The following is a 15,120-nucleotide window of genomic DNA, read 5'->3' on the forward strand; positions in this document are numbered from 1 at the left end:
AGTGGGTCAGTGCATCAGCCGCGTGCGCGGGAAGGCGAGGGCCGCCACACCGCGTGCATGAAACGGCTTCCATTCACCTTCGGGCTGGGCCAGCCGGTCGGCAATGGCGAAGGCCACTGACGGATTGGCGCCCATGCCACAATGGCTGGCATAGACTTCGATATTCTCGGTCTGGTCAGCCTCGGCCTGGATCGATCCGCGCCAGTGGACGACGCCATCGGTCTTGGTCAGCATCGACGTTGTCGGCACCGGGGGGGCTTCGGCCAGCTTCTGGAAGTTGCCACCCTTCATCACTTCGGGTTCTTTGCCGTTCAGATATTCGAACAGGCGGCGGGCATTGGTGTGGTTGCGATCATCCGAAATCGGGCTGCCGAGGCTGATCACCAGGCGCACTTTTTCCGGCATCATCTTGGCCAGTTCGCGGGCGAATACGCCGCCCAGGCTCCATCCCACCAGCGAGACTTTCTTGTGTCCGGTCCGCTCGTAAAGCTCGTTGACGCAATCGGCCATCGCCTCGATCCGGGCTTCGTCCACCCGGACATTGCGACCCAAGCCCCAGCCTGAAGTTTCGTACCCAAGCTGCTTCAGCAAAGAGCGCAGGGGGCGGGTCGAGCTGTCGGATGCCATGAAGCCGGGCAGCACCAGAACGCCGTGGCCATCGCCCTTAGGCAGCATCCCCAGCAACGGGCGCATGGCGTAAAAGGCCGCCAGTTCGCCCATCGCGCGGCCGGGTTCCGCCAGTGCCAGCAGGCGGCTGGGCGGGCGGGGCGTATGTTCGGCCTCTAGAGTGGCAGTGTTCATGTCTTTGTCGTCCTCTTGCTACCCGTCCGGCTCTTGCTGGCCGCTTTCGGTTTCCGTTGTGTCTTGGTTGTGGCTTTGCTGGCCGCCGCCTTGCGCGGCGCGGCCTTGGTGTTTGCCTTTGCGGCTGTCTTTTTCGCTGCTGCCTTTTTGGCAGGCGCTTTCTTGGCCGCAGGGCGCTTTGCCGTCGATTTCCTGGCCGCAGCTTTCTTTGCTGGTGTCTTCTTTACACTAGCCTTGCTCGCTGGAGCCTGAACGGTTCCTTCAGCAACGGCCTTGGCCAGATCGCGATATTCCTCGAAGCTGTTCTGGATGCACTGGATGTAGAACTCCGGATCCGGGAGTAGCTTGCGGCAGGCAGTGAAGGAAATCGTCGCCTCGTCGGTATAGGATTGCACCACGTGGCCTAGGCCCATGCCATCGGTCAGGCAAACCAGGCCCATCATGCTTTCCAGCCTCGCACCGCTCGAATAGATCGGGATCGGCGGGCCCGGCACATTGGTGACGACGGTGGAGAAGGGCGGGCCAACACGGTTGGCGAGGCCGAGGCGGGTATAGAGCTGCGCACCCAGGGCCATGAACAGTGCCGGGCTGACCTTGCTCATCTCGGTCATGTTGCGGGCGCCCATCGCGTCCGTCATGGCCTTGGAATTGACGGTCTTGTCGTGGACAAATTGCAGCCGTTCGAGGGGATCCTCCATATGGGTGCCCAAAGGCGCGACCATCGCCGCAACCTGATTGCCCATATCGCCCTTTTCGCCCTTCGAACGGACCGAAATCGGTGCCATCGCCGTGAGCGTCGCCTTGGGCAGGTCGTCTTTTTCGGTCAGGTAACGATGCAGTGCGCCACCGACGATGGCGAGGAACACGTCATTGACCTTGGCCCCCGGCACCAGCGCCCGGATCGCCTTGATATCGGCCAGGGGCACGCTGCGCCCTTCGACCACACGTCCGCTGGAGATCTTGCGATTGAAGCGGCTGCGCGGCGCGATCATGTCGCTGGAGACTTTGAAATCCTGAGTCGCCAATCCCTTGATGGCGTTGGCCAGGCCCGGCGCAGCCTTGGCCGCAACTTCCAGCTGCTTCATCGGGTTGGTGAGGGCGGAGAGATAGCTTTTGCCCAGCAGTTCGATCGGGTTCGGAATCTTCTCCGGCTTCCACTCGTCCGGCGCGTTGGGGGCGGCCTCGTTCGGATCGAGCGTGTGCATCGCTTCCATCAGGTCAATCCCGCTCATCCCGTCGATCGCGGCGTGGTGGACCTTGGTGACCATGGCAAAACTGCCCGGAGTGACACCGGGGATATTGTCGAGGCCTTCCACCACGGTGAATTCCCATGGCGGGCGGGTCAGATCCAGCGGGCGGGCAAAGATGCGCGCGGCTTGAATACACATCTGGCGCCAGTCACCCGGTTTGGGCAGCGCGACGTGGCGCACGTGATATTCCAGGTCGAAATCGGGGTCTTCGATCCAATAGGGATAGTCGAGCTCGAACGGAACACGGACCAGCCGCTGGCGGATCGTCTTGGAAAGCTGCATCCGGCTTTCGAAGAAGCCGAGAATATCCTTGAAGCGGACAAAGCCGCCCGGCGCCGTTTCCGGATTGTATATGAGTATCGAGCCGATATGCATCGGCGACGTCGGCGTTTCCAGCGCGACGAAACTCGCATCCATCCCCTGCAATTGGCGCAAAGGCATCCTCCTGCAATTCCTGTCCGCGCTATCGCTTCGCTACTTGAGCGCGAGCTCTTGGCCCGGCCCCGGTGCGCTGCAATTCGAACGCAGAACTGCCCGCTTTTGCGGATCTATGATGCAGGCGTAACAGATGGCCGAGTCACGTCAACTTGCCGCGCCCGTCAACAGGTTCCCTAGCGGAAGGGCTTCCCTGTGTGGGACACGGCCCCTAAATCGCAGGGGCAATGGCCAAATCACCTGCCGGATCCCCGCACGACCCCAGAGGAGCCGAGCGTTTCAACGAGGAACGCGCGGCCTATACGGTTGCCAGTGCCAAGCCCGACCTGGAGGGCGGTATCAAGGCGATCCGCGAGGTGGTGGACACGCTCAAGCCCAAGCCCGGCGTTTACCGCATGCTCGATACGCGCGGGGACGTGCTGTATGTCGGCAAGGCGCGCAGCCTGAAGGCGCGAGTGGCGAATTACACCCAGATCAACAACCTCACCAATCGCCTGCAGCGCATGGTCAGCCAGACGCGCGGGATGGAGATTGTCACCACCAATTCAGAGGCTGAGGCGCTGCTGCTCGAAGCACAGTTCATCAAGCGTTTTCGCCCGCCTTTCAATGTCTTGCTGCGCGATGATAAGAGTTTCCCCTTCATCCTGCTGCGGGCGGACCATGCCTATCCGCGGATCATGAAACATCGCGGGGCGCGGCGGGCCAAAGGCAATTATTACGGTCCGTTTGCGAGTGCGGGCAGCGTCAACACCACTATTAATGCGCTTCAGAAACTGTTCCTTCTAAGGTCTTGTACCGACAGCTTTTTCAGCAATCGTGACCGGCCCTGCCTGCTGTACCAGATCAAGCGGTGCAGCGCGCCCTGTGTGGGCCGGATCGATGAGGCAGGATATGAGGAGCTGGTGCGCGAGGCGAAGGATTTCCTCGGTGGGAAATCGGACGCGGTGCAGCGCAAGATCGAAAGCCAGATGGCCAAGGCTGCGGAGGAGCTCGATTTCGAAACCGCCGCGATCCTGCGTGACCGGCTGCGCGCGGCGACCTTCATCCAGGGCAGCCAGGCGATCAATGCCAGCGGGGTGGGCGATGCCGATGTGTTCGCGCTGGCGCACAAGAACGGCCAGATCGCGGTGCAGGCCTTCTTCATTCGCGGCGGACAAAACTGGGGCCACCGCGCCTTCTTCCCCACCCATACCAAGGATGTGGACGAGGGGGCCGTGCTCGCCAATGTGCTGGCGCAATTCTACGAAGAGGTGCCGCCGCCCAAAACGATCCTGGTCGATCGCGCGTTGGAGGATCAGGCGCTGATCGAAGCTGCCTTCGCGGAAAGCGCGGGGCACAAGGTCAGCCTCTCGATCCCGCAGCGGGGAGACCGGCGCAAACTGATGGAACAGGCCAGCCGCAATGCCACCGAAGCGCTGGACCGGCGGCTGGCGGAACGCGGCACACAGGCCAAGCTCAACCGCGAGCTGGCCGAATTCCTGGAATTAGACGCGCCGCCGGAGCGGATCGAGGTCTATGATAACAGCCATATCCAGGGCGCAAAGGCAGTCGGCGCGATGGTGGTCGCGGGGCCGGAGGGCTTCGACAAGGGCCAGTACCGCAAATTCAACATCAAGACCGCGCAGACCAATGACGATTTCGGCATGATGCGCGAAGTGATGCAGCGCCGGTTCCGCAAGCTGGCCGAGGATGGCGGCGATACGGGCAAGAAGGATACGCACGAAACGATCTGGCCCGATCTGGTGCTGATCGATGGCGGCAAGGGGCAGATGAGCACGGTGCGCGATACGCTGGCGGAAATGGGCATCGAAAATGTCCCGCTGATCGCCATTGCCAAGGGGCCGGACCACGGACGCGAGGGGCGTGAAGTGTTCCATTTCCCCGACGGGCGCGAGAAGACGCTGCCGGTCAATTCGCCGCTACTGTTCCACCTCCAGCGCCTGCGCGACGAGGTCCACCGCTACGTCATCGGCGCCCACCGCGCCAAACGCAGCCGCGCCATTACCGCCTCACCACTCGACGAAATCCCCGGCATCGGCCCGGCAAGAAAGCGCGCCCTGCTGCTGCATTTCGGCACCGCGAGCAAGGTCCGCGCCGCCGCGCTGGAAGACCTGCAACGCGCGCCGGGCGTGAGTGATGCCGTGGCGCGCAAGGTGTATGATTTTTATCATGCTGGGGGGTGAGGGAACCGGCCCGCATTCGTGTCGTTGGTGACAGGCCGGCCGAGACGCCATTTCTGAGGCAGAGCTTGAAAGCCTATCGTGATCCTATCCGCCTGATACCGGTACTGTTTCTCGGCGTGATTGCGTTGGGGACGCTGCTGCTTAGCCTGCCTATCGCAACCGCGGACGGCACGCCCACGCCCATCCTCACCGCGCTGTTCACTTCGACTTCGGCGGTGGCGGTCACCGGGCTGATCGTCGTCGATACCGCGACCTATTGGTCGCCGTTCGGGCAGGGCGTGATCCTGCTGCTGTTCCAGATCGGCGGGTTCGGGATCATGACGGCAGCGACATTGTTCGGCCTGATGGCAGGGCGCGGCTTCGGCCTGCGCGACCGGATGGCGACACAGGTGGAGCGCAGCCGGCTCGATGTCGGCGATGCGCGCTCGGTGCTCAAGCTGGTGCTGGTAATCACGCTGGTGGTCGAAGCGATCGTTGCGGTGATCCTGACCGCGCGGCTCTATGTCGCCTACGACCACACCTTCGGCGAAGCGCTGTGGCACGGCGTCTTCCACTCGGTCAGCGCGTTCAACAATGCGGGCTTTTCCAGCTATTCGGACAGCGTGATGGGGTACCAGACCGACGCCGTGGTGCTGGTGCCGATCATGATCGCAGTCATCATCACCGCGCTTGGCTTCCCGGTGATGCAAGACCTGCGCGAGCATCGCCTAACCTGGGGCCGCTGGAGCCTGCATAGCAAGATCACCGTCGCCGGGACGGGCATCCTGCTTGCCATCGGGTTCGCCTCAGTGCTGGCGATGGAGTGGAACAACCCCGACACGCTCGGACCAATGGGGCTCGGCTCGAAGCTGCTCAATTCCGCATTCCATTCGGTCATGCCGCGCACCGCCGGGTTCAACAGCCTCGATGTCGGTTCATTCGAGGACGAGACGCTGATGACCAATTACCTGCTGATGTTCATCGGCGGGGGCAGCGCGGGGACGGCAGGCGGCATCAAGATCACAACATTCGCGGTGCTGGTCGCCATCGTGCTGAGCGAGATCGCGCGGCGGCGCGATGCAGGGCTGTTCGGGCGGCGCTTCGGTCATGCGATCGAGCGGCAGGCGCTGACGGTGGTGTCGCTGGCCGGGGCGCTGATATTCTCGGCCACCGCGTTTCTGTCCATGACCACGCCTCTGCCCTTCGAAGACCTGCTGTTCGAGGCGATCTCCGCCTTCTCGACCGTCGGCCTTTCGACCGGAGTGACCGGCGAATTGCCGCCTTCGGGGCAACTCGTCATAATCGCCCTGATGTTCATCGGGCGGGTTGGCACGATCACCGTCGCCACGGCTCTCGCGCTCGGCGCGGCACCACAGAAATTCCGCTATCCGGAGGAGAATCCCATTGTCGGCTAATCAACGTAAACCCGTGCTCGTCGCAGGCCTCGGCCGTTTTGGTGGCTCCGTCGCCCGCACGCTCCAGCGGATGGGTCACGAAGTACTCGGCACCGATGTGGCGGCCGACAGGGTGCAGGAATATGCGGACGATCTGACTCAAGCGGTAGAGGCCGATTGCACCGACATGACGTGCCTTAAGCAGCTTGGCGCTGGCGATTTCGAGGCCGCCGTGGTCGGCATTGGCAGCGACATCGAAGCCAGCGTGCTGACGGTGCTGGCGCTCAGTGACATGGGGATCACCAACGTTTGGGCCAAGGCGACCAACGACAAGCACGCCCGCATCCTTGAGCGGACGGGGGCAACGCATGTCGTCTTCCCTGAAGAGCGCATGGGTGAGCGGGTGGCGCACCTGCTCAATGAACGCCTGCTCGACTTCATCGACTTCGGCGACGATTTCGCGATCGCGCGGCTCACAGCCCCTGAGCCGATCATCGGCGTGCCACTCGTCACCAGCGAATGCCGCAAGAAGCATAATGTGACGGTGGTGGGCGTGAAGCGCGAAGGCGAGGATTTCATCCATGCCGTGCCCGACACGCTGATCATGCCGAGCGACGTGCTGGTCGTCTCGGGCAAGATCGACAAGATTGAGGCGTTTGCGGCTCTAGGTGATTGATGCGCTAGGACCTTTCCTACACCCCTCATCCTGTGCCTTACCTTTGGCGATGAAGCAGTATCGCCCCTCGCGCCCCAAACTCTTTCGCCGTTCGCTCACAAACATTCCACTGTTCCATGCTGTCCCCATACGCATTCGTGTGGATGGGTGGACGCCGTTGCGGCAGGCGGAGTTTATCGGGATGCTCGCGCAGACTCGTTCGGTGGCGGCGGCGGCGCGGTTTGTCGGGATGGGGCGGGAGAGTGCCTATCGGCTGCGCGGTCGGCCTGGGGCGGCGAGCTTCTGTGCGGCGTGGGATGCGGCGCTAGGCAAGGGTATGGGGAAGGGCATTGGCATGGGCCTCGGCCAGCCGCCTTCCACGGCACATCATGCCACGCGAAAGTCCACACTTTCGGAGCTGGAATGGCGGGTTGAGACCGGGTTGTGGCAAGTCATCCTGCACCACGGTCGCTATCTCGGGGTGCGCAAAAAGCTCGATAATTCAGCGCTTTTGATGCTCACGCGGCGGATCGACCGGATCGAGCACGGCATTCGGGACCGCGCGCGATGACGGAAAGTCACAGTTTTGCAAACCGCAGTTGGTGCTCCATCCGGAAAGGTGCCTCAGCCCTCGACCGCCCCGTCACCCTTCCACCAGTCCGTCAGCGACAGCGCCCGCACCTTGGCCGTGCCCGCCAGCACCAGCAGCCCGGCCATGATCCCCAGGTTCTTGACGAAGTTCTGCGTCTCATGCTGCACCCGCTCCGGCTCCATGCTCCAGAAGTCGTGCAGCATGAGATTGACCAGCAGGATGTAGAGCACGAAGCCATAGGCCACGAAACGCACATGCCGCCCCGCGATCAGCATCAGCCCGCCCACGATGTTCACGCCCGTAGCAAACCACATCAGCGGCAGCGCGAAGGGCACGCCATTGGCCTCCATATAGGCCACCGTCTCCGCCGGCCCCGCCAGCTTCATCAGCCCGGGCAGCAGGAAATACAGCCCCAGCAGGATGCGTCCGATGGTGATGCTCGTTTGCGCCACGTTATGTCCCCCTCCATTGTGCGGGCACGTCTAGAGCGCGGCCCCGGTGGCGACAAGCCGGACGGGTTCGGGCCGATTGCGCCGCTTCCTCGGCTTTGGTTCATCTTGACCGCTCTAGCCCCTGCGTTAGACGCCCACCTTTGTGACCCGCCAGCGAGGCCAGCATGAGCGAACTTCCCGCCACGACCGATCAATACACCCAAGGCAAGCGCAACGCCTTCACCCGCTTCCTCGACGGGGTGGAATGGCTGGGCAACCTGTTGCCGCATCCGGTCACGCTGTTTGCCCTGCTGGCGGTGGGCATCGTGTTCCTTTCCGGCCTGCTCGGCTGGATGGATGTTTCGGTGGTGGACCCGCGCCCGGCTGGCGCGAAGGGCGTGGCAGAGGATGGCATGATCCGCGCGGTCAGCCTGATGGATGGCGACGGAATCCGGCGCATCTTCACCAATCTGGTCGACAACTTCACCGGCTTTGCGCCGCTCGGCGTGGTGCTGGTGGCGATGCTGGGCGTAGGCGTGGCGGAGCATTCGGGGCTGCTCAGCGCCGCTGTCCGCTCGATGGTATTGGGCGCGCCCAAGCATCTGGTGACGGTCGCCATCGTGTTTGCCGGCATCATCTCCAACACCGCGTCCGAAGTCGGCTATGTGGTACTGATCCCGCTCGCCGCTGCGATCTTTTACGCTCTCGGGCGGCATCCGCTGGCTGGCATGGCGGCCGCCTTTGCGGGCGTTTCGGGCGGATACAGCGCGAACCTGCTGATCGGCACTATCGACCCGCTGCTGGCCGGGATCACGCAGGAAGCCGCGCAGCTGATCGATCCGGACTATACCGTGGTCGCGACGGCGAACTGGTACTTCATGTTCGCCTCCACCTTCCTGATCACGCTGATCGGCTCGCTGGTAACGATCTACATCGTCGAACCCAAGCTGGGAGCTTATGACAGCTCGCGCGCGGACGAGACGATCCTCGACGACCGGATGATGGACGAAGTCACCGACACCGAACGCAAGGGTCTGCGCTGGGCAGGCCTTGCCTTGCTGGCTGTGCTGGGCCTGATGGCGCTGGTGCTGGTTCCCGATTGGGGCATCCTGCGCAATCCGGACAATGGGGACCGCATCGACAGCCCGTTCTTCGACGGGTTCGTGGTGTGGATCTTCATCTTCTTCGTCACTGTCGGCTATGCCTATGGCCGCGCGGTCGGCACGATGAAGACCGATCGCGATGTGATCGATGCGATGGCCAAGGCGCTCAGCTCGCTGGGGCTGTATATCGTGCTGGTGTTCTTCGCCGCGCAATTCGTGGCGTTCTTCGGCTGGACCAATCTGGGCGCAATTACGGCGGTGACGGGCGCCAACTTCCTGGTCGAAACCGGGATGACCGGCCCGACTATCTTCTTCATGTTCATCCTGTTGTGCGCGCTGATCAACCTCTCGCTCGGCTCGGCCAGTGCGCAATGGGCGGTGACTGCGCCTATCTTCGTGCCGATGCTGATGCTGATTGGCTATGCGCCCGAGGCGATCCAGGCGGCGTACCGGATCGGCGACAGCACCACCAATATCATCACTCCGATGATGAGCTATTTCGGACTGATCCTTGCCTGGGCCACGCGCTATGACAAGAATCTGGGTGTCGGCACGCTGATCGCGATGATGCTGCCCTATTCGATGGTCTTCATCGTCTTTTGGTCGGTGTTCTTCTACCTGTGGACGTTCGTGCTGGGCATCCCCGTCGGGCCAGGCTCCCCGACCTACTACGAGATGGCAAACTGAGAGCCGGTCATTTCCGCCACCCTCCGAGCTTGACCGAACCGGCTATCATCACGCCAAACACCGTCATGGCGGCGGCTGCGGCGATGTAGATGCCATCGAGACCATAGCCGAGTTGGAAGGCCAGGAACCATCCGCCGCCCAGCGCGAGTATGACGCGCAGGATGGTGGCCGCCACGGGCCAGAACATGAAGCCCGCGCCTTGGCTGGCAAAATAGAGGGAGAGGCCCAGGCCCTGAAAGGCGTAGAACGGGCCGACGATACCGATATAGGATTTGGCTGCCGCGAAGGCTGCCGGGTCTTGCGTGAAGGCACCGATCCAGCGGTCCGGAAACAAGGTGAGGATCAATCCCAGCAGGCCGGCCAGCGCGGCTGACATCACACCGCCGGTCCAGCCAATCCGTTCAGCGCGGGCAATGTCGCCTGCGCCGATGGCGAGGCCGACAAGCGATGTCATCGCCGCGCCGATCCCGAAGATCAGAGGGATCAGGAGGAACTCGATCCGCGATCCGATCCCGTAACCCGCCAGCGCCGCTTCGCCGAACGTTGCGACCATCGCGGTGAGGCTGAGAATGATCAGCACGGTCAGGATGGGTGAGAGCGAGGCGGGGCCAGCAACGGAGAAGATATCGCGGAACAGCCGCGCTTCAAACACCAAGGCCGTGCGCTTGAGCTGGATGACTCGGCCCGGTTTGGCAAGAATGGACAACATCACCAGACTGATCACAAAGCTGGTGGTCACTGCGGAGATCGCTGCTCCGGCAATGCCGAATTGCGGCACACCCAGCAGGCCAAGCACGAGGACGGCTGTGAGCGGCACCTGCACAAACGCCCCGATCACCATCAGAACGGCAGGTAGCGCCATGTCGCCCATTCCCCGGAAAACTGCGCCAATGACGCCCAGCAACCATATGAAAAGTCCGCCGCAAAACAGGATCAGACAATAAGTTGCTGCCTGCGCAAGGATATCATCGCTCCCGCCAAGGGTGCGTAGCAGTGTGTCGCCAGCAGTCAGGAAAAGTACGAGAAACAGGGCGGATCCTGCGGCGCAAATCGCCAGAGCGTGCCAGATCAATCTTTGTGCAGCGTTGCTATCTCCCCGGCCCAGCGCGCGTGCAATGGAGGATGTGACAGCCCCGCCTACCGCGCCGCCCGCCATCGCCTGCATCAGCATCAGGAGCGGGAAAGAAAGCGCAATCGCTGCCAGCGAAGACGTGCCGAGCTGACCGATGATCCAAACCTCTGCCAGGCTGACAGTAGACTGAATCATGAAAGCCAGAGAGTTGGGTGTGGCCATCTTGACCAGAAGCGTGCCCGGAGGCGCGGTCAAGAACAGGCGGGTTCGTTCATCCATGCGATCGGTGGCCTTTGATCGATTCTGGTCGCAGCGGTGGCTGATCAAGGGTAGGTTGTAAATCGAAACTATGATGGCCACACGGTTGTCGACCGCCTCAACGGAATGGATGCAGCAATGCGATTGTCGCCAAATATCACCCGATGGCTCCGCATTGTCGGGGTGGCGATGGGGGTGTTTGTGCTGCCGGTAGTCATCCTGCTGCCCTTTGCCAGCTGGCTGGTGGATCGGGCTGGCGAGTTGGGTGACCTCTCCCCAAGCTTGGCATTTCTGACAGTGATCGGATTGCTCTTGCTGGATGCAGTCGCGATCATTCCGCATGGTTTGGTCGGCGCGCTAGCGGCAACTGCCATGCCTTGGACCGCCGCATGGATCGCAACCTGGCTGGGCCAGATGGGTGCAGCCATGATCATGTACGGGCTGGGTCGCTATGCCGGACGCCCGTTGGCGGGCCGGATTATCGGCAAGAGCGACATGGAGGCGGCCGAAACCCGCGCCGGGACAGTCTCTGCCCTCCTGCTGTTCGGCACCCGGCCCGTACCCGTTGTCGGCGAGGTGATCCTGATAGCTGCCGGCATCGCCCATTATCCCTTCAGGCGTTTCCTCATGGCGGTCGGGGCCGCCAATGCTGTGTTGGCGCTTGGCTACACCGGATTGGGGCAGATGTTTGGATCGGTCGATACGTCCACAATCGTGCTGGTGGCGACAGTCGGCATTCCGGCAGCAGCGGCAATCCTGTACTGTCTGGTCACGCTCTTACGTCCCGGCCGAGAGCAAGTTTGATCTGCATCAAAGCAAATCGCGCGAGCCAGGCGTACCCCTGAGTCGATGGAGAGGCGCTCTCTTGCTTCTCCCGCTTGGAAGGAGATGGGCCATGAAAGCGATTATAGTTCACGCATTTGACGATGCAGGTTTCGAGAACCGGTTGCAGGTCTCGCTCGACTTGGCCCGGTCATTTGACGGGCACCTGACATTGGTCAACGCGATCCCGGTCGAGGCAGGCGTTCCCGGGGATTTCTACGGCGCGGCTTTCGCAGCCATGGTGCCGGTATGGCGCGAGGGTGCAGACAAGCTGCGCGAGAAAACGAAGAAGGATATGGGTAACGAGGATGTTCCCTATGACTGGATCGAAGTTGCCGGGTCAGCTTCGGCAGGGCTGCTGAGGCATTCTGCCCTCAGCGACTTGATCGTGGTCGGGCCGAACGAGCCGCAGATCGACGGCCGCGCCCCCTCGGCCACGGTTGGCGATCTTGCCCTACATGCACGCTGCCCGGTTCTGGTGGTTCCCGATACGCAAAGCCGGATCGATGTCGAAGCGCCGGTATTGGTTGCATGGGATGGCTCTGCCGAGGCATCGCGGGCGCTGCGCAATGCGATGCCAGTGCTGCGCCGCGCGAGCAAAGTGTTCCTCGCCTGCGTGAAGGAGCATGGCGACAGCGTCGATGATTTCGATTTCCCGCCGCTGAAGGGCGCCGAATATCTCGCTCGCCACGGGATCGAGAGCGAAATTGTGGAGCTCGCCAAAGCCGATCGCAAGGTTGCTGCGGTGCTCTATGATGCCGCAGCGCGGCGCGAAGCAGGCATGATTGTCATGGGCGCCTATGGCCACTGGCGCCTGGCAGAGCGGGTTTTTGGCGGGGTGACGCGGGCCATGCTGTCGGACGTAAAATTGCCGCTCTTCATGACCCACTAGGGCCATGATCTAGCGCGCTACGCCTTGCGACGGCGCCTTGAGGCTTGGGCTCGGAGAGGGGCCTTGGGGAAGCCTCGGCGTCGCCGCATCAAGCCGCCGCTTGTTGGCGCCGGACGGCCTTGTCCGCATCGAGTTGGCTGCGCTCGACCCAGGTCGAATGGGTGCCGCTGCAAAGCTTGTGGGGCAAAGCGAGGCGACAGATTGGCCCTTTCGTGATGTCAGATGCGTCGAGGATCGCGCATTGCGACGTCCCGGTGTTCTCATCGATCAGGAAGGTGACAAGATAACCCTCATCCTCTGCCGATCCTCCCTTGCGCGGGATCATCGGGCTTTCGCTGGCATAGACCCCCTCTGGCAGCGCATATTCTTGCGAGGCACCAGTTTCAGTGTCGTGGCGGATATAGCCGTTGAACAGGAACCACCCGGGCCGCGTAGTGGTGGACCAGACATATCGGCTCTTCTGCCCAAGGTAGTCCGGATTGATCATCCCGAATTCGACAATCCGATCGTCCAGGCGCTCTTCTGTGGTCTCCCCGGTTTTCAGGTTGAAGCGCCACCGGTGCAGTCGGCTTTCGAAGCTATGTTCGTCAACATAGGCCATCATGTGCCCGTGCTCGCCCATGTTCTCCAGCGGTTCCGGCATCGGATTTGTCTGGTGGTACCCCTCCAGCACGACCTCGTCGCTTTCTTCCCATGCATTGGTCCAGTGCAGGACAAAGGTCGGTTCAGCTTCAAACCAACGAATGTCTTCGGGTTGGCCATGGCGGGGGATCAGAGCGAACCGAGTCGGGACACCTTCATGCATCCGTGCGGCATGGATGTCACGCTTGAGCAAGTCCTCGTCCCAGAACAGCGGCATGTCGTTGAGGATTGACCAATTGGGCGTGATCGCCATGTCATGCGGCAGACGGGGCCCGGGCAGTGGGATCGGCACATAGTGGCTCAGTGTGCCGGTGCGATCGACCACGCCGTAATGCATGTAGGGCGCATGGGTGGAATAGTTGAAGAACATCAACTCGCCCGTTTTCTCGTCCACCTTCGGGTGTGCCGAGATCCCATCGAGCGGCCCCCATGGTGCCTTGCCGAGATTGTCCAGCGTTTCCGGATCGAGCTGCCATGCTTCCCCGCATTGGTAGAGGGTGGCGAGCGCGGTTCCCGCGTGCACGATGATATCAGTGCTGCCGGTATCCTTGAGCCGCCCGTGCGCGCCGAAGCCGGGGCGATCAGCAGTCCCCTTCGGGTCCATCAAGCCACCCCAGAGGGAGCGCCCCATGATCTGCTCTTCCTCGAAACAATGGGTGCGGACATAGCGGTTGCGATAGCTGGCCTTGCCACCGGAAATGCTGACCTGGTGGATCATGGAATCGCCATCGAAGGGATGATGGCGGCCCAAGGGCTGGTGGACCTGGTTTTCGGTATTGCGCAGGTAAATGCCGTCAATATCGTCGGGCAGGATGCCCTCGATCACCTCCAGCTCGTCCACATCCACTTCCTCCTGCAACGGAGTCCATGGGCCACTCAGATAGGGGTGGTTGCTCGGCTCGAGCGTGTGTTTGACCGGGGGCTGGCGGGTGATCTGCATCGGGTGTCCTCTCGGGGTCGAGATTACCCGAGCGCTGCGATCACGCAAGCATCACGTTGCCTTCTTCTTGCGCTTGCGCATCATGCCTTCCTGCGCGACGCTGGCGACCAGTTGACCCTTCTGGTTGAAGATGCGGCCATGGTTCATCCCGCGGCCTGAGCCGCTCCATGGGCTTTGGGTAGCGTAGAGCAGCCACTCGTCAGCCCGTGCGGGGCGGTGGAACCAGATTGTGTGATCGAGGCTGGCGCCAACCAGTTCGCCGCGCATCCAGCTTAGGCCGTGGGGCAGGGCACTGGTGCCAAGCAACGTATAGTCGCTGGCATAGGCAATGATCGCGCGGTGCATCGCCGTATCGTCACTCAGCGGCGCGACGGTCTTGAACCACGTATGCGCGCGCGGCTCCTTCGGCTCGGAATTCATCCAGTGGAGCCGGTCGATAGTCCGCATCTCGATGGGGCGGGGGCGCAAAACCAGATTGCGTTGCTGCTCTGTCATCCGGTCGCCAGCCTTTTCCACCATCCGGCGCCGCATCTCCATGTCGGATTTCAGCTCTTCGGGGGGCTCGACATCGGGCATGATGGCGTCCTGGTGTTCCAACCCCTCTTCCGGGCGCTGGAAACTTGCCGTCAGGTTCAGGATCGGTGTGCCTTCCTGGCTGGCCACGACCCGCCGATTGGCAAAGCTGCGACCATCGAAGTCGCGAGCCGTATCGTAATCAATGGCGATCCCTTCCTGCCCGCCACGAAGGAAAAACGCATGGAGCGAATGCGCCTCCAATCCTTCCGGCGCGGTTGCCTGGGCTGCCTGAAGCGCCTGGGCAATCACTTGTCCGCCGAACACGCGGCCAATCCCGTTGGGCTGTTCGCGACCCATGAAACTGTCTTCGGCGGTCCGTTCGACGGTCAGGAGCTTGACCAGTCCGTCGACCAGTCTTTGTGGATCAGGAGTCTTAGCATTCATAGTGCGCCTCCTGCGATGCAGGCT

General features: G+C 62.2%; 13 protein-coding genes. 7 read left to right on the top strand and 6 right to left on the bottom strand.

Annotated features, from left to right (window positions below; genetic code table 11):
* Positions 1-6: 6 nt before the first annotated feature.
* Both ABD653_RS13705 and ABD653_RS13710 read right to left on the bottom strand, forming a co-directional pair.
* Positions 7-801, bottom strand: coding sequence for an esterase/lipase family protein (locus ABD653_RS13705; RefSeq protein WP_160779193.1), 795 nt, complete (start codon positions 799-801; stop codon positions 7-9).
* Positions 798-2,468 (bottom strand): wax ester/triacylglycerol synthase family O-acyltransferase, encoded by a 1,671-nt coding sequence (locus tag ABD653_RS13710; protein ID WP_160780400.1) that lies wholly within the window; start codon positions 2,466-2,468, stop codon positions 798-800. Before ABD653_RS13710 ends, ABD653_RS13705 begins: the two co-directional genes overlap by 4 nt.
* A 245-nt stretch (positions 2,469-2,713) precedes the next feature.
* Here ABD653_RS13710 and uvrC point away from each other — a divergent pair, with 245 nt between their 5' ends.
* From uvrC to ABD653_RS13730, 4 genes are all read left to right on the top strand, one after another.
* Positions 2,714-4,669 (top strand): excinuclease ABC subunit UvrC, encoded by a 1,956-nt coding sequence (gene uvrC, locus ABD653_RS13715; RefSeq protein WP_160779194.1) that lies wholly within the window; start codon positions 2,714-2,716, stop codon positions 4,667-4,669.
* Entirely contained in the window at positions 4,666-6,063 is a 1,398-nt protein-coding gene (locus tag ABD653_RS13720; RefSeq protein WP_344705649.1) for a TrkH family potassium uptake protein, read from the top strand. Before uvrC ends, ABD653_RS13720 begins: the two co-directional genes overlap by 4 nt.
* Positions 6,053-6,718 carry a potassium channel family protein gene (locus ABD653_RS13725; RefSeq protein ID WP_160779196.1) on the top strand — a complete coding sequence of 222 codons (666 nt, stop codon included), beginning with the start codon at positions 6,053-6,055 and terminating at the stop codon, positions 6,716-6,718. Before ABD653_RS13720 ends, ABD653_RS13725 begins: the two co-directional genes overlap by 11 nt.
* Before the next feature lie 181 nt (positions 6,719-6,899).
* Positions 6,900-7,268, top strand: coding sequence for a hypothetical protein (locus tag ABD653_RS13730; protein WP_160779197.1), 369 nt, complete (start codon positions 6,900-6,902; stop codon positions 7,266-7,268).
* A gap of 53 nt (positions 7,269-7,321) precedes the next feature.
* Here ABD653_RS13730 and ABD653_RS13735 read toward each other — a convergent pair whose 3' ends face one another.
* Positions 7,322-7,741, bottom strand: coding sequence for a DoxX family protein (locus ABD653_RS13735; RefSeq protein ID WP_160779198.1), 420 nt, complete (start codon positions 7,739-7,741; stop codon positions 7,322-7,324).
* A 164-nt stretch (positions 7,742-7,905) separates the two neighbouring features.
* Here ABD653_RS13735 and ABD653_RS13740 point away from each other — a divergent pair, with 164 nt between their 5' ends.
* Positions 7,906-9,510, top strand: a complete 1,605-nt coding sequence (locus ABD653_RS13740) for an AbgT family transporter (protein ID WP_160779199.1) — start codon at positions 7,906-7,908, stop codon at positions 9,508-9,510.
* 7 nt (positions 9,511-9,517) lie between these two features.
* Here ABD653_RS13740 and ABD653_RS13745 read toward each other — a convergent pair whose 3' ends face one another.
* A complete protein-coding gene (locus ABD653_RS13745; RefSeq protein ID WP_160779200.1) occupies positions 9,518-10,861 on the bottom strand; it encodes an MATE family efflux transporter in 1,344 nt (447 codons plus the stop codon).
* Between the two features lie 117 nt (positions 10,862-10,978).
* On the opposite strand from ABD653_RS13745, the gene ABD653_RS13750 reads away from it, so the two are divergent.
* Positions 10,979-11,644 (top strand): DedA family protein, encoded by a 666-nt coding sequence (locus ABD653_RS13750; protein WP_160779201.1) that lies wholly within the window; start codon positions 10,979-10,981, stop codon positions 11,642-11,644.
* Between the two features lie 91 nt (positions 11,645-11,735).
* On the top strand, positions 11,736-12,554 hold the full coding sequence (locus ABD653_RS13755; RefSeq protein WP_160779202.1) for a universal stress protein: 819 nt from the start codon (positions 11,736-11,738) through the stop codon (positions 12,552-12,554).
* A gap of 88 nt (positions 12,555-12,642) precedes the next feature.
* Here the strand turns inward: ABD653_RS13755 and ABD653_RS13760 are convergent, their stop codons facing one another.
* Both ABD653_RS13760 and ABD653_RS13765 read right to left on the bottom strand, forming a co-directional pair.
* Positions 12,643-14,136 (bottom strand): carotenoid oxygenase family protein, encoded by a 1,494-nt coding sequence (locus ABD653_RS13760; RefSeq protein WP_160779203.1) that lies wholly within the window; start codon positions 14,134-14,136, stop codon positions 12,643-12,645.
* A gap of 51 nt (positions 14,137-14,187) precedes the next feature.
* Complete coding sequence (locus tag ABD653_RS13765; RefSeq protein ID WP_160779204.1) at positions 14,188-15,096, bottom strand: acyl-CoA thioesterase; 909 nt, start codon at positions 15,094-15,096, stop codon at positions 14,188-14,190.
* Positions 15,097-15,120: the final 24 nt, after the last annotated feature.

Source organism: Parerythrobacter jejuensis, from assembly GCF_039536765.1.
Taxonomy (GTDB): domain Bacteria; phylum Pseudomonadota; class Alphaproteobacteria; order Sphingomonadales; family Sphingomonadaceae; genus Parerythrobacter; species Parerythrobacter jejuensis.